The sequence below is a fragment of the Thioalkalicoccus limnaeus genome, from assembly GCF_041197575.1.
Taxonomy (GTDB): Bacteria; Pseudomonadota; Gammaproteobacteria; order Chromatiales; family Chromatiaceae; genus Thioalkalicoccus; species Thioalkalicoccus limnaeus.
In genome coordinates this window covers 19,107-36,946 of record NZ_JBDKXB010000015.1, presented here as the reverse complement: position 1 = coordinate 36,946, position 17,840 = coordinate 19,107, and the positions used below count along the sequence as shown (strand labels likewise).

Sequence of the window (17,840 nt, the reverse complement as noted above, 5' to 3'; positions counted from 1 at the left end):
TCCCGTAGCTCAGCGCGACGGTCGGACCTTGCGATGCCGACCCAGAACAAATCAGTGCTGCCAGCCGCTTTCCGTTACACGACCAGCCGTGCCCATCATCCCCGCATTGTCCCCCATCACCCTTTGACTTCGTCAACCGGCATCGGGACGACACGTGGGTCTTCATGCCACGCCAGAATCTGGCCGTAGAAGTCGAGCATCCGGTCGGCGAGCGCCGGGGCTGACCAGCCGCGGGCGTATTCCTCGGCGGCAACGCGCAGCTGGCGACGCCGTTCCGGGTCGCCGAGCAGCTGGACCACCTTCGCCGAAAAATCTCCTTCGTCTTCGTCGGCGATCAGACAGCCGCGCCCTTCGACCAGGACCTCGCGGGTGCCCAGGACCGCGGTCGAGACGACCGGTATGCCGAGGGCGAGGGCCTCGAGCACGACGAGCCCCTGCGTCTCGGTGCGCGAGGCGAAGACGAAGACGTCGCCGGCACTGTAGCAGTCCTCGAGCGGCCCGCCGCGATCCAGATATCCGACGAACTGCGTGTGTGCCTCGAGGCCCAGCTCACTGGCCAGCGCCTCCAATGATCGGCGCGCTGGCCCGGCACCGGCGACGACGAGGAGCACGTCGGGAACCGCGTCCTTGACCCGGACGAGCGTCCGTAGCAAGAACTCGATGTTCTTCTCGAACGCCAAGCGTCCCACGTGCACGATGACTGGCCGTTCGCGCGGGATGCCCCATCGCGCGCGGAAGCCGTCGCCGTCGCCGCGGCGGAAGCGATCCAATTCGATGCCGGTCGGGATCACGCGAGCCGGCGTCTCGACACCGTACCGGCGGAGGATTCGGAGCATCGCTTGCGACGGCACGATCAGTCCCGCCACATCCGCGCATTGGGCGGCCGAGAAGCGGCGCGCCAGAAACCGCAGCCAAGCGGCCGGGACCAAGGGTACGTACTTGTCCAGGTACTGCTCGAAGAAGGTATGATAACTGGCCAATGGGGGGACCCCGAGCCGACGGGCGAGGCCCAACCCGGCGTAATGGGCGATAAAGGGCGTCTGGATATGGACCAGGTCGAACCCGCGTTCGCGGAGCGCCGGGTGACGTCGGATCTGCCGGAAGCGCAGGATGCGGTCTTCGGGGTCGATCGGTAGATAGCGCGACCCGATGCGGATGATCTCGAAGGGGTCGTCGTCGCTGCCATGCCCATAGTCGGGGGCGATCAAGGTGACCTCATGGCCCTTCGCCACGAATTCGCGGGCAAAGGTCTGGATCGACGTCGAGACCCCGTTCACGCGCGGGAAATAGACGTCGGAGATCATCAACACACGCATCGCGCGGCTCCCTGGCATTGGCAAATCGACGGATGTTAGCGGACGCCCGGCTGGGGCGCATGAATGAATGGTTACACAAAAGTGAAGGTCACACCTCGATGGTTGCGGCGGGTCGGTGCGGTGGCTCTGCTGGTCGTGTTGGCGCCGGCTCCGACGGCGGCATCTACCCTATGGGGTTATGGCGTCAACAGTTGCGAGAAGTTCTTGGACGCCGCCGCGGGCTTCGAGCGGGGCGATCAGACCGACGAATACCGTCGTTATCGCGAATGGTTGGCCGGGTTCATCTCGGGGGTCAATCTGGCGACCGGCCAGGACGTCTTGCGCGGCGCCGAGCTCGAGGCGGCGCTCGTACGGATCGCGGCCGATTGCCGCGGCGAGCCACGGATGGATTTTTTCAATGCCGCGATGGGTTTCGTGCGTTTTCTGATGCGGCTTGATGACGGCCGATCCTGAACCTTCGAACGGGTCGCTCTCGATCGTGAGTTGTCGGCAGTCGGGGCGCACGGTCTGGCCGCCTTCTCCCGAGGACGTGCGCCGCACATCGGGAGGCGGCTCCGCGGGGGCGGGGCCGCCGACGCCGTTCGGGCTACTTACTTATAGGCCCCAACGCCACAGAAGAACTCCTCATCGTTGGTCGCGATATAGCTGGTCTTCTCGCGGATCTCGTCGGTTCCTGGATAGGTCCAGTTGTAATCGACCCAGCCGGAGCCCGATTCCTTGGCCTTCGCGATCATGTTCTGAAAGAGCAGATCGCCGTAGCGGTTGAAATCGATGAGGTTCTGACCGACCAATTCCGGCCGCAGCGGGTGGGACAGCATCACGCCCTCCATGTCCATGCAGAAGACATACAGGTCGCGATCGATGAACTCGCCATCCGGATCGGCGAACATCTCGAAGGCCTTTTCACTGCCCATCTCGTTGACCACGGCTTGGGCGCGCTCGCTCATCGCCTTGGCCTCATCCGGGGACGCCATCTCGAAGGCCAGCGCCGAGGTCATCAGGGTCAACGCGGCGACACCAACTAGGACCTGTTTCATCTCTGTCTCCTCATCATATTGTTCTTCGGGAGCGCCAACACTATTACAAGTCGAGTTCGCGGTCCATAGGGGCGTTTGACGGCCTCGCGCAGCCCGCGCGGAACGCACTCTCGAGCTGCGTGGTGATCGCGATCCGCGTCTCGCGGTTCGGGTGAAGGGACGAAAGAGGTGATGCATGGGCTCCTCGACCTCCGGTATGATCTGTGCGGGTCGAGAAATGAAGGAGCCGTCGCGATGGCTTTGACAGAACGGATCGAGATCGGTTTTCCCGGTGGACAACGCGTCGACGCTGAGCTTCGTGGATTCCGGATCCAAACCGACCAATTGGTCGAGCACGGGGGTACGAACGCGGCACCGCAACCTTTCGACCTGTTCCTTGCGTCGATCGCGACTTGCGCCGGCATCTTCGCCCTCAAGTTCTGCCAGGCCCGCAATCTGCCGACCGAGGGCCTGCATCTTCGGATGGATTGGCAGGGGCATAAGACCGACCCTGCGGCAGCCCAGGCCGTGTTGCGGCTGACCTTGCCGGAGGGTTTTCCGGACAAGTATCGCGACGGCATCGTCAAGGCGATGAACCAATGCGCGGTGAAACGGACGATCGAGCAGCCGCCGCGCTTCGTCACCGAGCTCGTCTCCGCCGAGTGAGGCCGCATCGGCGGATGTGAGTGCGTTGCTCGTCTCGGGCGACGGCCTGGTCCCGGCCTCTCGGGGAGATCCCTGATGGGCGCTGCGTCGACATGACCATCTGGATCTGGCTGGGCGTTCTGCTGTGCTTGTCGCAGTCGGCGATCTTGTCAGGCCTGAATCTGGCGCTATTTTCTCTGAGCAAGCTGGAGCTCGAGGTCGAGACGCGCAAGGGCAACCCGAAGGCTCGTCAGGTCCTCGCCCTGCGCGACCAGGCCAATTTCGCGCTGGTGACCATCCTCTGGGGCAACGTCAGCGTGAACGTGATGCTGGCGCTGCTGTCCGGATCCGTCTTGAGCGGTGTAGTGGCCTTCCTGTTTTCGACGGTCGTGATCACCCTCTTCGCCGAGATCATCCCGCAAGCCTATTTCACCCGCCACGCCCTAGCGATGGCCGCCCGCCTGGCGCCGCTGCTCAGATTCTATCAGGTGCTTCTCTATCCGGTCGCGCGCCCGACGGCCTGGGTGCTGGACGCGTGGCTCGGTGGCGAGGAGATCCGCTATTTTCGGGAACGGGATCTGCGCCGCGTGATAGAGCTGCACATGGCGTCGGATGACAGCGACATCGCCCGGATCGAGGGTCAGGGGGCGCTGAACTTCCTCGAGATCGACGACGTGCCGCTGCGCGACGAAGGCGAGCCGATCGACCCGCGCAGCGTCCTGTGCCTGCCGTTCGATGGCGATCGCCCGCTGTTTCCGCGGATCGAACCCGACATCGATCATCCCTTTCTGCGCGCGGTCAATCGGTCCGGCAAGAGCTGGATCCTGATCGTCGATCCGTCGGGCGAGCCGCGCCTCGTGATCCGCGCCGACGATTTCCTGCGCGACGCGCTGTTCGCGCCGAAGCTCTTCAGTCCCATCCGCCATTGCCACCGACCCATCATCGTTCGTGAAGCCGATACCAAATTGGGTGGCCTGATCCCGCGGTTCCGTATCCTGCCGCGTCACCTCGGTGACGACATCCTCGATAACGACGTGATCCTGTTATGGTGCGATCAGCCGCGCGTCGTGACCGGAACCGATATCCTCGGACGTCTGCTGCGCGGCATCGCGCGCCCGATTCCGGCCGACCAGTAGGGCGGTGCCGACCGGTGGACCCTCAGCCCCGGCTCGTCCCGTCATCGGCACCGAGACGCCGAATGATCGCGGTCGTGCTGCGTTCCGGGACCAGAGGTATCAGGACCACCTGTCCGCCCCAGGCGCGGATCTGGCGGGCACCGACCACCTCGTCTTCCCGGTAGTCGGCCCCCTTGACCAGTACATCGGGCCTGAGCGTCTCGATCAGCGTCAGCGGCGTCGGCTCATCGAACAGGACGACGGCGTCGACGACCGCGAGCGCGGCGACGACCCGGGCGCGATCGTCCTCGCTGATCACCGGTCGATCCGGCCCCTTGAGCTCGCGGACCGAACGATCGGTATTGAGCCCGACGACGAGGCGCTGACCCTGGCGCCGCGCTCGCTCCAGATAGGTGACGTGACCGACATGGAGCAGATCGAAGCAGCCATTCGTGAAGACTACGCGTTCCCCGGTGGCCTGCCAGCGGCGAACCTGGTCGGCCAGGTTCGCGAGATCGCAGACCTTGGCCGCTTGCCCCAGCGCCTGTTCGGTCGAGATGGTCGCGAGCAGATCGTCGGTGCCGATCACCGCGGTCCCGACACGACCCACGACGACGCCGGCCGCGAGGTTGGCCAAATGCGCCGTGTCGGGGAATCCGAGGCCGACCGCCAAACCCGCGGCGAAGGCGGCAATCACGGTATCGCCGGCACCCGAGACGTCGAAGACCTCCTTCGCCATCGCCGGGATCAAGGCGGTCCCGGTCTCGTCGATCAGGGCCAGCCCCTGTTCGCTCAGGGTCAGGACCATCGCGGCTAGGCCGAGGTCGGCACGCATCTGGACCGCTGCGCTCAGGAGTCCGGGATGATCGTCGAGCGCTACCCCGGTCGCGCCGGCCAATTCCGCCCTGTTCGGGGTGATCAGGGTCGCCCCCGCATAGCGGCGGAAATCCCGGCCTTTGGGATCGACCAGGACTGGGATCCCCAAGGCCTTGGCGCGGCCGATCAGTTCCGCGCAGAGCACAGGGGTCAACACGCCTTTGGCATAATCGGACAAGACCAGCGCCCCGAGGCCCCGCAGCCGTGGTATCACGGCGGCAAGCAGCCGTTCCTGATCGCCGTCGGATAGCGAGGCGGTAGATTCGTCGTCGATCCGCAGCATCTGCTGGTGGTTGCCGATCACGCGGGATTTGGTCGTGGTGCCCCGGTCGCCGACGATCAGCAGGGCATCCGGATCGATCCCTTCGGCGGTCAGCGCGCGCAGCAGGCTTACGCGCGCGCTGTCGTCGCCGGTCGCCCCGGCCAGCTCGACCGTCATGCCGAGACCGGCGAGATTCCGCGCCACGTTCGCGGCCCCGCCTGGAACCTCGGTCTCGCGTTCGAGCTGCAGCACCGGGATCGGCGCCTCGGGCGAGATGCGCCGGACCCGGCCCCAGATGTAGCGATCGAGCATCACGTCCCCGACGACCAGTACGCGGCGGCGATCGAAACGCCGCCGAACGGCGTCGAGAACCGGATCCGGATCCCGCAACATCAGCAATCCGCGCCGGTCCGGCGTCCGCTCGTAGAGGGGCTCTGCGGGTTTGGATCGCCAGTCATGGTGTGGCGGTCGCAAAACGCGTCTCGACCAGGTCGCAGAGCAGATGACCGATCAGGATGTGTGCCTCCTGGATGCGCGCAGTGTTGGTGCTCGGTACGATCAGGCAGTGGTCCGTGTGTTCGACCAGGCGTCCCCCGCGCGCTCCGGTCAGGCCGGCGCGATAGAGGCCGAGGTCGGCGGCGCGTTGCATCGCGGCCAGGACGTTCGGGCTGTTGCCCGAGGTCGAGAGGCCCATCAGCAGATCGCCTGGCCGGCCTAGGGCCTCGATCTGGCGGGCGAAGATCGCCTCGAAGCCGAAATCGTTCGCGACCGAGGTCAGGATCGAGGTATCGGTCGTCAAGGCGATGGCCGAGAGCCCATCGCGTTCGCGTTGGAAGCGTCCGACCATCTCGGCGGCAAGGTGCTGGCAGTCGGCAGCGCTGCCGCCATTGCCGATCCAGAACACGCGACCGCCGCTGGACAGGGTTGCGGCGATGCGCAGCGCGAGGCGTTCGATATCGGCGGTCAGTGCCTCCAGTTGGCGAATGATCTCGATGTGGGTCGCGAGGGTGGCACGGATGTGTCTTTGCATGGATTGCTCCAAAGGGGAGGCCGCCAGGCCATGGCTCCAGGGTCTCCGCGCCGCGCGTCGTTCGAAACCGCGTGTCGAGCGCTTCAGCGGCGCCTCGAAGGTCACACCGACCGAGTATGCTGGTCGAAGAGTCGCCGAATCAACTGGGGCAGAAATCGAGTCGCAATTCAGCCCCCAGACTGGTGGCCTTCTCCGTCGCGCTGAATGCCGCGATCGTCGAGGGGCGCCGGGCGGCTCGCCCGGTCTGCGGCGGACCCCCGGCGACCCGATCCTTGCCGAGAGGTCACGCGCGGCTTGCGTTGTGCGCCATCGTTACGCATGGCAAGGACGCCGGGCAGACGGGACGCCGCGGTCCGACGAGGCGTGTTTTTTGCGGTGGAGCTGCGTCATGTGCGTTAGAATTCGGCGTCCGGGCGCAGATGGCGGAATCGGTAGACGCGCTGGATTTAGGTTCCAGTGCCGCAAGGCGTGGGGGTTCGAGTCCCCCTCTGCGCACCAAATAAATCAGTCGTTCGTATTCTGATGGTTGGACGGCGCTTCCGCCAGCCAGGCGCGTGCCTCGGCCTCGCTCGCGAAGACCGCGATCCGGGGCCAGCCGCGGTTGCGCGCCACCGTCTCGCCAAACCGATAGTTGCCAAGGGTCCGGGTTTCCGTCGGGACGATCGCGATGCGGATCTCGCGCGGAAACCCACGGGCCGTGACCTGTTGCTCCAATTCCATGACCTGGTCGAGGGTCAGTTCGGTCTTGGTGCGATCAACGACCAGCACCCCGTCGAGCCTCTCCCGTTCGATCGCTTGACGGACTCGCTCCCACATCTCGATCGCATCCGCGAAGGTCTTGGAACCCGTCAGCTCGACATGGCCTAGCCGTCCGGTACGTTGATAGCGGTAGTCGAAGGGTGTCATGTCGCTGTTCACGCCTCTGTTTCGAACTGGATCGCTCAGCGGTCCCTGTGGCGCTGTGCGAGGTGTTGCCGGCGGCGGATCAGGGTCCAGGTCGGTCCCGAGATCACATAGGCCAGGAAGCCGAGAAACAGGACCACCGGCGGGTTGATCAGGATCACGGCGAAGGCCAGCATCACGACGACGGCGAGGATGAAGGAAACACGACCCCGCAACTCTGGGCCCTTGAAGCTGTAGAAGCGGAAGTTGCTGACCATCAACAGGCCGACAGTGGTCGTGATCAGGCCGGCGAGGCCGGCCACGAACAGCGAGTCGTCCGGAATCTCGTAGACGGCGCCGATCCAGACGCCGGCGGCAATGATCGCGGCGGCCGCCGGGCTCGGCAACCCTTGGAAGTAGCGCTTATCGGCGATGCCGATCTGTGTATTGAAGCGGGCCAGCCGCAGCGCGGCAGCGGCAGTATAGACGAAGGCCACGAGCCAGCCCACCTGGCCGAGCCCTTCGAGTACCCAGTGATAGATGACCAGCGCGGGCGCGACGCCGAAGGCGACCATGTCCGATAGGCTGTCGTACTCGGCGCCGAAGTCACTCTGGGTGCGGGTCATGCGCGCGATGCGGCCGTCGAAGCCATCGAGCACCATGGCCGCGAAGATGGCCAGGGCCGCGGCCTCGAAGCGACCCTGATTGGCGGCCAGGATTGCGTAGAAGCCGGCGAACAGCGCGGCAGTGGTAAAGAGATTCGGCAACAGATAGATGCCGCGGCGGCGCCTCGGCTGGAGGGCTTGGTCGTCCATCGATACGGCGATCCGGCGGTTGGGTTCGCCGCTCAGTATAGCCGGGCCGGCTCGGTCGGCAAATGGCTTCGCCTGTGGGCCGCCCTGTTCGGTCGGCTGTTCCCGTCGAACGCCATCATCACGGGGATCGCTTGGTTGCGGTTCGGTTTTGATGAGTGACCGCCGCCATTCCCGTTGTCATGTTGACCGGTCATAATGGTCTTCTCGTATCGAACGGGGTGACGCCCCTGCCTAGCGCGCCGCCTCGATCCGACCGACGAATCGATGGGGCCACGTTGCGACCCCGCCCAGCGATGCTAAGGAGTCGATCTCGTGCTGCCGAACAAACCACCGCTGCCGAGCGCGGACAAGCGCTGGAAGCTCGTCAACGCCACGATGCGCCGCAATGGCTACGCGGGGCAGGCCTTGATCGAGACCTTGCACAGCGTCCAGGACGCGTTCGGCTTCCTTGACGAGACCTCGTTGCGTTTCGTTGCCGAATCGCTCGATCTGCCGCCGAGCAAGGTGTTTGGCGTTGCGACCTTCTATCACTTGTTCGCGCTGAAGCCGAAGGGTCGCCACGCCTGCGTCGTCTGCACCGGTACCGCCTGCTATATCAAGGGCGCGGGTGGGTTGGTCGAGGGTATCGAGGAGCGTTTTGGCGTCCATCCGGGCGAGACGACCCCGGATGATCGCCTGTCGGTGTTGACCGCTCGCTGCGTTGGGGCGTGTGGCCTGGCCCCAGCCGTGGTCCTCGATGGCGATGTCCTCGGCCGGCAGACCGTCGAGGAACTGGCCAACCGCTTGTCAGGATTGGAGTAGGGCATGCATGTCGAAGACATGATCGAACGCGCCGAGGCGATCCGGGCCGAACGGGCCGGGATCAAGCACGAGGTGCGGGTCTGTATGGCCGCGAGCTGCCAGTCCTCCGGTGCGGCCGCGGTGCTCGACGCCCTGTCCCAGCACTGTTCGGGCGCCGGTACCTGCCAGGTGAAATCGGTCGGCTGCATGGGCCTGTGCTCGGCCGGTCCGCTGGTCGCGGTCGCCGAAACCGCTGAGGATGCGCCGGAACCGGTCCTGTACCGCGACGTGAAACCGGCCGACGCCGCCGACATCCTGGCCAGTATCGGTGGCCAGCCAGTCACGCGGCGGCACTGCCCGACCGACCAGCCGTTCTTCGCCCGCCAGCGCAAGATCGTGCTGGCTAACTCAGGCATTATCGATCCGGACAGCTTCAGCGGCTATGTCGCCGTTGGCGGTTATGTCGCGCTGGTCCAGGCCCTGACCGAGATGACACCGGCGGAGGTGCTGAACGAGGTGACCGCGAGCGGACTGCGTGGCCGCGGCGGCGGTGGCTACCCGACGGGCCTCAAGTGGTCTACGGTCGCGAAGATGCCGCGCGGGCAGAAGTTCGTGATCTGCAACGCCGACGAGGGCGACCCCGGGGCCTTCATGGATCGGGCGGTTCTCGAGTCGGACCCGCATCGAATCCTCGAAGGCATGGCGATCGCTGCCTACGCGATCGGGGCCGACAAGGGCTACGTCTACGTGCGCGCCGAGTATCCGTTGGCCGTCGAACGGATCCAGACCGCGATCCGCAAGGCCCGGCGCGCCGGTTTCCTCGGTCACCACATCGCCGAGACCGAGTTCAGCTTCGATATCGAGATCCGTCTCGGCGCGGGCGCCTTCGTCTGTGGCGAGGAGACGGCGCTGATGGCGTCCATCGAGGGGCAGCGTGGTCAGCCGCGGCCGCGGCCGCCTTATCCGGCACAGGCTGGTCTTTGGGGCTATCCGACGCTGATCAACAACGTCGAGACCTTTGCGAACATCGCCCCGATCCTGCGCGAGGGTGGTGCCTGGTTCGCGTCGATCGGCACCGACAAGTCCAAGGGTACCAAGGTCTTCGCGCTCGCCGGCACGATCCGCAACACCGGCCTGATCGAGGTGCCGATGGGCACGACACTGCGTGACATCATCGAGGTCATCGGCGGTGGCATTCCCGGTGGCAAGGCCTTCAAGGCGGTGCAGACCGGTGGGCCGTCCGGCGGCTGTCTGCCGGCCGACAAGCTCGACATCCCGGTCGATTACGACAGTCTGCGCGATCTCGGCACCATCATGGGCTCCGGCGGTATGATCGTCATGGACGAGGATTCGTCGATGGTCGACGTGGCGCGTTACTTCATGGAGTTCTGCATGACCGAATCCTGCGGCAAGTGCGTGCCCTGTCGGGCCGGTACGCTGCAGATGCACGAACTGCTCGATCGGATCGCCAAGGCCCAGGGCACGCGGCGCGACCTGGCCCTGCTCGAGGACCTGTGCGACGTGGTCCAGGCGACCAGCCTGTGCGGGCTCGGCCAGACGGCGCCGAACCCGGTCTTGAGCACCTTGCGCTATTTTCGCAACGAATACGAAGAGCGGCTGATGGCCGCCGAGGCCTGAGGAGACGATCGGGCCGAGCTGATCCCGGCTGGATCCGATGATTCCAGCAAGGGCGGCTTGAACAAGCCATGGTGGCTGCGCGAGGTCTGATCGCTGCACTCGTCAGTGATCGCCGATCTCGCGTGTCGAGTCGTGGCGGCTTCGGATTGCAGCCTGAACGCTTACATGCAAGGGATTTCACCCGGTCCCCATGAGCACTGGAGTTCGTTATGTCCATGCCAGTCCCGCAATCGAGCGTCCGCGTCGTCACCTTCCAGATCGATGGTCGGGACTACTCGGGCCGCGAGGACGAGACCATCATCGAGGTCGCGCGCGAGAACCGGATCCCGATCCCGAGCCTCTGTTACCTGGAGGGGCTGAGCGTGTGGGGCGGCTGCCGGCTCTGTCTCGTCGAGCTCGTCGGGTCGAACCGGCTGGTCGCCGCCTGTTCGACACGTGTCGCCGAGGACATGCAGATTCTGACCGATACCGAGCGGCTGCGGCATTATCGCCGCACGATTGTCGAGTTGCTGTTCGCCGAACGTAACCATATCTGCTCGGTATGCGTGTCGAACGGGCATTGCGAGCTCCAGGATCTCGCCCAGCGCTGCGGCGTCGACCATGTGCAGGTGCCATACCGCCATGCGTCGTATCGGGTCGATGCGTCGCACGAGATGTTTCGGCTCGATCACAACCGCTGCGTGCTTTGCACTCGATGTGTCCGGGTCTGTGACGAGATCGAGGGCGCCCACACCTGGGACGTGATGGGGCGGGGCAGCGACTGTCTGGTGATCACCGATATGCATCAGCCCTGGGGCCAGAGCGAGACCTGCACCAGTTGTGGCAAATGCGTCCACGCCTGTCCGACCGGGGCCCTGGTCAAACAGGGGACCTCGGTCGGGGAGATGACCAAGGATCTGCACTTTCTGCCCTACATCACCCGCAGGAGACACATCCGATGAGCAGCACGAGCGCCTCTCCGAAGATCCGGGTCGCCACCACCTGGCTGGATGGTTGCTCCGGCTGCCATATGTCGTTCCTCGATCTCGATGAGCGGCTGTTCGAGCTGGCGCAGCGGGTCGAGATGGTCCATGGACCGCTCGTCGACACAAAATCCCTGCCCGAACGGGTCGATATCGGCATCATCGAGGGCTCGATCAGTACCGAGGAGGACTTGGTGAAGGCGCGTGCCTTCCGCCGCCGCTGCACACGGCTCGTCAGCCTGGGCGATTGCGCGGTCAACGGCAACGTGCCGGCGCTGCGCAACCGGTTTCCGCTCGCCGAGGTGACGGATCGTGCCTTCCGCGAGACCGTGACGCTGCAACCGATGGTGCCGAGCCAGGGCGTGCCGAAACTCTTGAAGATGGTCCTGCCGGTCCATGGCGTCGTCGCGGTCGACGTCTACATCCCCGGTTGTCCGCCTTCGGCCGACACCATCTGGTACGTCTTGAGCGAGTTGTTTGCCGGGCGCGCGCCGAATCCGAGCGAGGTCACCCGGTTCGGCGCCTAGCGAGGGTCATTCCCCAGTCACCGGATCTCGCCGGCGGGCCGTCCCGCCGGTGTTGCCAATCACCGCGCCGCCCCGAGCGGGGTCGGTTCGATACTGGGCCGGATCCGGTCCTTGATCAACGGATACATGCCATGAGCCGTACCATCACGATCGAACCCGTGACCCGTATCGAGGGTCATGCGCGGATCACGCTGCAACTCGACGACGCCGGCCGCGTCGCCGATGCCAAGTTCCATCTGACGCAGTTCCGCGGCTTCGAGAAGTTCTGCGAGGGCCGGCCCTATCGCGAGATGCCGGCGCTGACCGCGCGCACCTGCGGCATCTGTCCGGTCAGCCACCTGCTCGCCTCGAACAAGGCGTGCGACGATCTGCTCAGTGTCGCGATCCCGCCGACCGGGGAGAAGCTGCGCCGGATCATGAACCTGGCGCAACTTGTGCAGTCCCACGCGCTGTCCTTCTTCCATTTGTCGTCGCCGGACCTGCTGCTCGGCTGGGATGCCGATCCGGTGAGCCGCAACATCTTCGGCGTGATGCAGAGTCATCCGGAATTGGCGCGCCGAGGTATCCGGTTGCGCCAGATCGGCCAGCAGATCATCGAGACGCTCGGTGGCAAGAAGATCCATCCGACATGGGTCGTCCCGGGTGGCGTCAACGAGCCCCTGACCGCGTTCAAGCGCGACCAGATGCTGACGCTGCTGCCGGAGGCGCTCGAGATCGCAAAGGAGACCTATGCCTTCTACAAGACCCTGGTTCCCAGGTTCCAGCAGGAGGCCAGCCACTTCGGCGATTTGTCGACGCTGTTCCTGAGCCTGGTTACGCCGGACGGCGACCTCGAACACTATGATGGCGTGCTGCGGGTCACCGACGCCCAGGGCCGGATCCTCGAGGACAAGGTGCCACCGAGCGACTATCAGCGCCTGATCGGCGAGGCGGTCGAGGACTTCACCTACATGAAGTTCCCGTACTACAAGCCGCATGGCTACCCGCGCGGGATGTATCGCGTCGGGCCGCTCGCGCGGCTGAACAACGCCGAAGCCTGCGGCACCCCGTTCGCCGATGTCGCGCTGGCCGAATTCCGGATGCTTCAGGAATCCGGTCCGATCAGCAGCAGCTTCCATTACCACTATGCGCGCCTCGTCGAGATCATCTTCGCGATCGAGATGATGAAACGGCTGCTCAAGGATCCGCAGATCCTCGATCACCGGGTCCGCGCCCGTGCCCGCAGCAACCAGAACGAGGGCATCGGTGTCGCCGAGGCACCGCGCGGCACCCTGATCCACCACTACCAGATCGACGACGATGGCCTGATGACCTGGATGAACCTGATCATCGCGACCGGCCACAACAACCTGGCGATGAACGCGAGCATCCAGCAGGTGGCTGCGGCCTATGTCGATGGCACGAAGCTCGCGGAAGGTATGCTCAACCGGGTCGAGGCGGTGATTCGTTGCTACGATCCTTGCCTGTCCTGCGCCTCGCACGCGTTCGGCCAGATGCCACTGTCGATCGAGCTCCGGGACGCCGCCGGACGGCTCGTGGCGACCCAACGTCGGGATTGACGATGGACGGCTCCCCCGTGGTCCGGGTCCGCCGGGCGCTGGTGATCGGCTACGGCAGTCCGATCCGCGGCGACGACGCACTCGGACCGCTTCTCGCCGAGCGGCTGCGACGTGACGGTGTCCCGGCCTGGGTCGATGTCCACGCCCGCCATATCCTGACGCCCGATCTGGCCCCCGAGATTGCCGCGGTCGAGCTGGTGATCTTCATCGACGCCGCCGAGCAGGGGACCCCCGGCGAGATCCTGTGTCAACCGCTGGAACCGCGCCCGGGTCCGGCCGCGACCCTGGTCCACTTTCTCGACCCGCGCGAACTACTCGCCTGGACGCGGGCGCTCTACGGCTGCGCCCCGCGCGCCTATCTGGTGTCGACGGCCGGCCAGCAGTTCGCTTTTTCGCATGCCGAACTGAGCCCGCCGGTCGCTGCCGCCGTCGAGGCCTTGATCAGGAACGTCCGTAGCTTGCTCGATGGCTACGACCATGCCACCATCCCTGGCGATCGGACCTCGATCTAACCTGGCCGGGCTCGTTGCCTGATCCTCTCGTTCTTGGCCCGCGCGCAAAGCGGCACGCTCGATGTGCCCTTCTATGGGGTTCTTGTGCTCCTTGTGCTCCTTTTGCTGTGGCGCGAGGCCGGTCGGGATTTGCGTTGCCTTTGCTTCTGCTCGATCTCGGCCCGGATATCGGTCGCGACATCGGGCATCTCGGCCGGCGCCCGGATCTTCTCGCCTGCCATCGATGGCGGCAAGCACAGGGTGCGGAACAGCTCGAAGAAGGGCGCTTCGGCGTGCCCCAGGGCTGCGACACGTGGTCGTGGCCATTCGACCACCTCGAGGAAGTCCTGGTAGCCTGGGGCTCTGTTCAAGTTCCGAGACGAGGGAGGATCCGGATGAAACACGCGACACTCATTATCGTGGCTATCACAATTGCGCTCTTCGCGGCCGTGAACGCCTGGGCGCAGCGCGGCGTTGGTGACGACACCGGGGTCGCGCGCTGGCCCGAGCAGCCCGCGATACAACGCATCGCCGGCCGCGTCAGCGACGTCAAGATCGCCCAATGCGAACAGACGACCGGCCGGGCCGATGTCGGCGCCCATGTGTTTGTCGACACCGACGACGGGCGCACGCTGAACGTCCATCTGGGGCCCTTCGATGTTCTCGCCGACCTGGTCACCAACGTCGACGATGGCATCCGCATTGCCGCGCGCGTCTTTCGCACCGACTCGATGCCGCCCGACCATTTCGTCGCCATCACGGTCACCATCGCCGACCAGGAGACCCGCCTGCGAAGCGATGACGACCTGCGACCAGTCTGGGCGCGCGAGCCGCGGCAGCGCGGACCGCGCGCCGGGGATCCAGGTCACCAGGGCCAACGGGCGTACCAGTTGCGCGGCCGAGGACCCGTCGTCACGGATCCTTGCTGGTGGCAGCCGCCCCGTCGTCAGGAGCGGTGACCGACCCATTCCACACGGTGATGGCCCGTTGGTCGACGGCCCTATCCCGGAATCATGGTGCTGGACCGCGGAAGGCCCAATCCTTGCGTGTCGCGCGCCCGACGAACGGAGAGTTCAGGGCGTCTGGTACGACCTGATTTTTTCCATCCCGGGTTGCGGATCGCAGCGGCCTGGCTACCGTCGGTACGCCCAAGGCCGTGGATGGAGACCGGGTTGCGACCAGATCCCCAAGCCCTCGCGCCGCGCTTGGAACTCGGCGATGTGAAAGTGCCAATCATCGCAAAATTGACGGTAGACGGCCGCCTGTCCGGCCCGGACCATGGCCAGGTTCAGGCTTTGTCCGCTGCGCGGATCAAGCAATTCGCCGACCTTGCGGCCATAGCGGTCGCGGTCGAGAATCCACAGGTCAACCCGCTCTGGCGCAAGGCGGCGCAGATGGTCGCGACTCGCCGCGCCCCACGGGGACTGACTCATCTCGGGGGCATCGATGCAATAGAGGCGCACGCGCAATGTGTCGCCGGCGCATCGCACGCTGACCGTGTCGCCGTCGTGGATGCTCGACAGGCGACACGAGTGCGGCTCGCCGAGACCCCAGTCGATGACATCGCAACCGCTCGATCCGGCGACGGCAAGCCCGCAGACGAGCGCTCCGCAGATCCAGGTCCTCACTGGCCCGCGAGCGTTCTCAGCGACACGGTGGCGAACATGGAGCCGAAGGGACTGGCTGAATCGATAATCAGCATGCGGCATGCCAATTCTGATTGAAGGATGAGTGGCTTTGGCCCCGAGGGCGCTTACGGATGATGATCTGCTCAGTGAATGAGTGTCACGGAGGTCAATCGCAGTGCAGACTGTAGTAAAGCTTGCCCGCGTCGCCGAGGCCGTCCACGCCTGGGGGGATCTGAACGAGATCATCGCCAGTCTCTGGACTCAGAAGATTGCCGAGCCGCCGCCCTTGCCTTATCCGCTCGCCGGCCGGTCAGAACAGGACGAAAAAGATGCCGTACCCTTTGACGTGTCATTTTCGATGACATCGAGACCAAGGCCACCGGTGGGTGCCCGCTGACCGCCATGCCTGAGAAGCGGTTGTGCAAACTCGGCCCCGCTCGCGACGAACGCGTCAGGCGACGAATGCGCTTCCTGACATCGCGGCAGCTTGGGCTATGATGGCCCTTGATGGTTCAACAGGGGGATATCCGGATGACGCAGCCCGCCTTGCACACGAGCCTGACGGTCGATGCCTACCTCGCCGGCGAGGATGGCAGCGATGTCCGCCACGAATACATCGCCGGGCAGGTCTACGCCATGACCGGCGCGAGCGACCGGCATGGGCTGATCACGCTCAATATTGCCACGGCCCTGCGACCGCGGGTCCGAGGTACCGGTTGTCAGCTCTTTGCCAACGATATGAAGGTGCGTTTGCGCGTCGGCGCCGATGACCTCTTCTATTATCCCGATGTGTTGTTGAGCTGCGATCCGAGCGACCGGGAGGTCTATTTTCGCTCGCGGCCGTGCCTGATCGTCGAGGTGCTCTCCGAGTCCACCGAGCGCATCGACCGGATCGAGAAACTCTTGGCCTATCAGACCATCGCCAGCTTGCAAGAGTACCTGCTGATCGCTCAGCATCGGCCGGAGGTGTGGGTCCATCGGCGGGCGCGGGACTGGGCGGGGGAATTGGTCACGGACGGTGCCGTGCGGCTCGATTGCCTCGGCTATGACCTGCCGCTCGCGACCATCTACGAGGAGGTCGCGCTCGACGCCGGTCCGTGACGGGACATGGTCCGTTCGCGCGTCGCTCACCGGCTGTTCACGGCCTTCAACGCGGCGCGGATGATCTCCTCGGACGAGGTCGCGCCCTCGGCCGCGGTGCGGGCCATGCGGTTGGCATCCAGCGGTCGGTAGCCGAGCGCGACGAGGGCACTGATCGCGTCGGCGAGGTCGGCATCGGCGCCGAAGGGCGCGGTTGCGCCGCCAGGTGCGGGCGGGAGGCCATCGGCGAGCCCGTCGACCCGTTCCTTCATGTCGATGACCAATCGCTGCGCGGTCTTGCGGCCGATGCCGGGCAGTCTGATCAGGGCCGCGATATCCTCGTCGGCGATGCATCGGGCGAACTGGCGGGCATCCATGCCGGACAGGATCCCGAGCGCGAGGCGCGCGCCGACGCCGGTGACCTTGAGCAGATGGCGGAACAGCGTGCGGTCCGATTCGTTGCGAAAGCCGTACAGTACGTGGGCGTCCTCGCGGACCACCAGATGCGTGACCAAGGTCACCTGTTCGCCGACCGCGGGGAGGTCGTAGAAGGTCGTCATCGGTGCCTCGAGCTCGTACCCGACGCCCTGGACGTCGATCAGCAGCAGCGGGGGTTGTTTGGCGAGGATCTCACCGCGCAGCCGCCCGATCATGGCCGCCAGTCCCGCCAGGAGGCCACGGCCCGGCGGCGCGCCGGGATCCCCATCGAGTGGGCATGGCAGAGCGCCAGCGCCAGCGCGTCGGCCTCGTCCTCGGCCGGGGTGTCAGGCAGCGCGAGCAGGATGCGGACCATCTGTTGGACCTGGTGCTTGTCGGCCCCGCCGGTCCCGACGACGGCGAGCTTGACCGATTTGGGGCTGTATTCGTGGACCGTGACGCCGCCTTTGAGCGCGGCGCACAGCACCGCACCGCGGGCCTGGCCGATCTTGAGCGCGGCGGTCGGGTCGCGGGCGAAGATCAGCTGTTCGACGGCCAGCTCATCGGGCTCGTGCGCGGCGACCAGGGCCGCGACCGCGTCGAAGATGAGCCCGAGCCGCTGCGGCCAAGGCTGATGGCCGACCCGGATGCAGCCGCTCGCGCGTCGGATGCTGCGTTGGCCGTCGGTATCGATGAGCCCGTAGCCGGTCGTGCGCGAGCCGGGGTCGATGCCGAGGATACGGTGGCGCAGATCGCGCGGCCGGTCGCTCGGCACCGATGGTTCGCCGCAGGTGGACAGCG

Annotated in this window: 22 protein-coding genes and 1 tRNA gene; 13 read left to right on the top strand and 10 right to left on the bottom strand. The window is 65.6% G+C overall.

The window, feature by feature from the left end:
- Nucleotides 1-116: 116 nt before the first annotated feature.
- On the bottom strand, nucleotides 117-1,316 hold the full coding sequence (locus ABC977_RS11785) for a glycosyltransferase (protein ID WP_369667461.1): 1,200 nt from the start codon (nucleotides 1,314-1,316) through the stop codon (nucleotides 117-119).
- Nucleotides 1,317-1,397: 81 nt separating this feature from the next.
- Here ABC977_RS11785 and ABC977_RS11780 point away from each other — a divergent pair, with 81 nt between their 5' ends.
- On the top strand, nucleotides 1,398-1,769 hold the full coding sequence (locus ABC977_RS11780; RefSeq protein ID WP_369667460.1) for a hypothetical protein: 372 nt from the start codon (nucleotides 1,398-1,400) through the stop codon (nucleotides 1,767-1,769).
- 137 nt (nucleotides 1,770-1,906) lie between these two features.
- Here ABC977_RS11780 and ABC977_RS11775 read toward each other — a convergent pair whose 3' ends face one another.
- Complete coding sequence (locus ABC977_RS11775; RefSeq protein ID WP_369667459.1) at nucleotides 1,907-2,353, bottom strand: cache domain-containing protein; 447 nt, start codon at nucleotides 2,351-2,353, stop codon at nucleotides 1,907-1,909.
- 234 nt (nucleotides 2,354-2,587) lie between these two features.
- Between ABC977_RS11775 and ABC977_RS11770 the strand changes: the two genes are divergently transcribed.
- Complete coding sequence (locus tag ABC977_RS11770; RefSeq protein ID WP_369667458.1) at nucleotides 2,588-2,998, top strand: OsmC family protein; 411 nt, start codon at nucleotides 2,588-2,590, stop codon at nucleotides 2,996-2,998.
- 92 nt (nucleotides 2,999-3,090) lie between these two features.
- A complete protein-coding gene (locus ABC977_RS11765) occupies nucleotides 3,091-4,113 on the top strand; it encodes a DUF21 domain-containing protein (RefSeq protein ID WP_369667457.1) in 1,023 nt (340 codons plus the stop codon).
- Nucleotides 4,114-4,135: 22 nt separating this feature from the next.
- On the opposite strand, the gene rfaE1 is transcribed toward ABC977_RS11765, so the two are convergent.
- The gene (rfaE1, locus tag ABC977_RS11760; protein WP_369667456.1) at nucleotides 4,136-5,704 is read right to left on the bottom strand and encodes a D-glycero-beta-D-manno-heptose-7-phosphate kinase; all 1,569 of its coding nucleotides are present in this window, start codon (nucleotides 5,702-5,704) and stop codon (nucleotides 4,136-4,138) included.
- Nucleotides 5,685-6,260, bottom strand: coding sequence for a D-sedoheptulose-7-phosphate isomerase (locus tag ABC977_RS11755; protein ID WP_369667455.1), 576 nt, complete (start codon nucleotides 6,258-6,260; stop codon nucleotides 5,685-5,687). Before ABC977_RS11755 ends, rfaE1 begins: the two co-directional genes overlap by 20 nt.
- 413 nt (nucleotides 6,261-6,673) lie before the next feature.
- On the opposite strand from ABC977_RS11755, the gene ABC977_RS11750 reads away from it, so the two are divergent.
- Nucleotides 6,674-6,758: transfer RNA gene (locus ABC977_RS11750), tRNA-Leu, on the top strand.
- A gap of 6 nt (nucleotides 6,759-6,764) precedes the next feature.
- On the opposite strand, the gene ABC977_RS11745 is transcribed toward ABC977_RS11750, so the two are convergent.
- Nucleotides 6,765-7,178 carry a hypothetical protein gene (locus tag ABC977_RS11745; protein ID WP_369667454.1) on the bottom strand — a complete coding sequence of 138 codons (414 nt, stop codon included), beginning with the start codon at nucleotides 7,176-7,178 and terminating at the stop codon, nucleotides 6,765-6,767.
- A gap of 23 nt (nucleotides 7,179-7,201) precedes the next feature.
- Complete coding sequence (gene pssA, locus ABC977_RS11740) at nucleotides 7,202-7,957, bottom strand: CDP-diacylglycerol--serine O-phosphatidyltransferase (RefSeq protein WP_369667453.1); 756 nt, start codon at nucleotides 7,955-7,957, stop codon at nucleotides 7,202-7,204.
- Here pssA and ABC977_RS11735 point away from each other — a divergent pair.
- The 7 genes from ABC977_RS11735 to ABC977_RS11705 all read left to right on the top strand — a co-directional run bounded on the left by ABC977_RS11735 (nucleotide 7,946) and on the right by ABC977_RS11705 (nucleotide 13,935).
- The gene (locus ABC977_RS11735; protein WP_369667452.1) at nucleotides 7,946-8,116 is read left to right on the top strand and encodes a hypothetical protein; all 171 of its coding nucleotides are present in this window, start codon (nucleotides 7,946-7,948) and stop codon (nucleotides 8,114-8,116) included. The two genes, pssA and ABC977_RS11735, sit on opposite strands and share 12 nt — an antisense overlap.
- 153 nt (nucleotides 8,117-8,269) lie before the next feature.
- Nucleotides 8,270-8,758, top strand: a complete 489-nt coding sequence (gene hoxE, locus ABC977_RS11730; RefSeq protein WP_369667451.1) for a bidirectional hydrogenase complex protein HoxE — start codon at nucleotides 8,270-8,272, stop codon at nucleotides 8,756-8,758.
- Nucleotides 8,759-8,761: 3 nt separating this feature from the next.
- Nucleotides 8,762-10,375, top strand: coding sequence for an NADH-quinone oxidoreductase subunit NuoF (nuoF, locus tag ABC977_RS11725; protein WP_369667450.1), 1,614 nt, complete (start codon nucleotides 8,762-8,764; stop codon nucleotides 10,373-10,375).
- A gap of 209 nt (nucleotides 10,376-10,584) precedes the next feature.
- Nucleotides 10,585-11,316, top strand: a complete 732-nt coding sequence (hoxU, locus tag ABC977_RS11720; protein WP_369667449.1) for a bidirectional hydrogenase complex protein HoxU — start codon at nucleotides 10,585-10,587, stop codon at nucleotides 11,314-11,316.
- Complete coding sequence (locus ABC977_RS11715) at nucleotides 11,313-11,864, top strand: NADH-quinone oxidoreductase subunit B family protein (RefSeq protein ID WP_369667448.1); 552 nt, start codon at nucleotides 11,313-11,315, stop codon at nucleotides 11,862-11,864. The genes hoxU and ABC977_RS11715 overlap by 4 nt, the downstream gene beginning before the upstream one ends.
- Before the next feature lie 131 nt (nucleotides 11,865-11,995).
- Complete coding sequence (locus ABC977_RS11710; RefSeq protein ID WP_369667447.1) at nucleotides 11,996-13,423, top strand: Ni/Fe hydrogenase subunit alpha; 1,428 nt, start codon at nucleotides 11,996-11,998, stop codon at nucleotides 13,421-13,423.
- Between the two features lie 2 nt (nucleotides 13,424-13,425).
- Nucleotides 13,426-13,935, top strand: a complete 510-nt coding sequence (locus ABC977_RS11705) for a hydrogenase maturation protease (protein ID WP_369667446.1) — start codon at nucleotides 13,426-13,428, stop codon at nucleotides 13,933-13,935.
- A gap of 71 nt (nucleotides 13,936-14,006) precedes the next feature.
- Here the strand turns inward: ABC977_RS11705 and ABC977_RS11700 are convergent, their stop codons facing one another.
- A complete protein-coding gene (locus ABC977_RS11700; protein WP_369667445.1) occupies nucleotides 14,007-14,285 on the bottom strand; it encodes a hypothetical protein in 279 nt (92 codons plus the stop codon).
- A 24-nt stretch (nucleotides 14,286-14,309) separates the two neighbouring features.
- Between ABC977_RS11700 and ABC977_RS11695 the strand changes: the two genes are divergently transcribed.
- Nucleotides 14,310-14,873: a hypothetical protein gene (locus ABC977_RS11695; protein WP_369667444.1), complete on the top strand. Its 564-nt coding sequence runs from the start codon at nucleotides 14,310-14,312 to the stop codon at nucleotides 14,871-14,873.
- Nucleotides 14,874-15,047: 174 nt separating this feature from the next.
- Here the strand turns inward: ABC977_RS11695 and ABC977_RS11690 are convergent, their stop codons facing one another.
- A complete protein-coding gene (locus tag ABC977_RS11690) occupies nucleotides 15,048-15,542 on the bottom strand; it encodes a thermonuclease family protein (RefSeq protein ID WP_369667443.1) in 495 nt (164 codons plus the stop codon).
- A 531-nt stretch (nucleotides 15,543-16,073) separates the two neighbouring features.
- Here ABC977_RS11690 and ABC977_RS11685 point away from each other — a divergent pair.
- Nucleotides 16,074-16,643: a Uma2 family endonuclease gene (locus tag ABC977_RS11685; RefSeq protein ID WP_369667442.1), complete on the top strand. Its 570-nt coding sequence runs from the start codon at nucleotides 16,074-16,076 to the stop codon at nucleotides 16,641-16,643.
- A gap of 26 nt (nucleotides 16,644-16,669) precedes the next feature.
- Here ABC977_RS11685 and ruvA read toward each other — a convergent pair whose 3' ends face one another.
- Both ruvA and ruvC read right to left on the bottom strand, forming a co-directional pair.
- The gene (ruvA, locus tag ABC977_RS11680; RefSeq protein WP_369667441.1) at nucleotides 16,670-17,275 is read right to left on the bottom strand and encodes a Holliday junction branch migration protein RuvA; all 606 of its coding nucleotides are present in this window, start codon (nucleotides 17,273-17,275) and stop codon (nucleotides 16,670-16,672) included.
- Complete coding sequence (gene ruvC, locus ABC977_RS11675; RefSeq protein ID WP_369667504.1) at nucleotides 17,272-17,838, bottom strand: crossover junction endodeoxyribonuclease RuvC; 567 nt, start codon at nucleotides 17,836-17,838, stop codon at nucleotides 17,272-17,274. Before ruvC ends, ruvA begins: the two co-directional genes overlap by 4 nt.
- Nucleotides 17,839-17,840 lie beyond the last annotated feature (2 nt).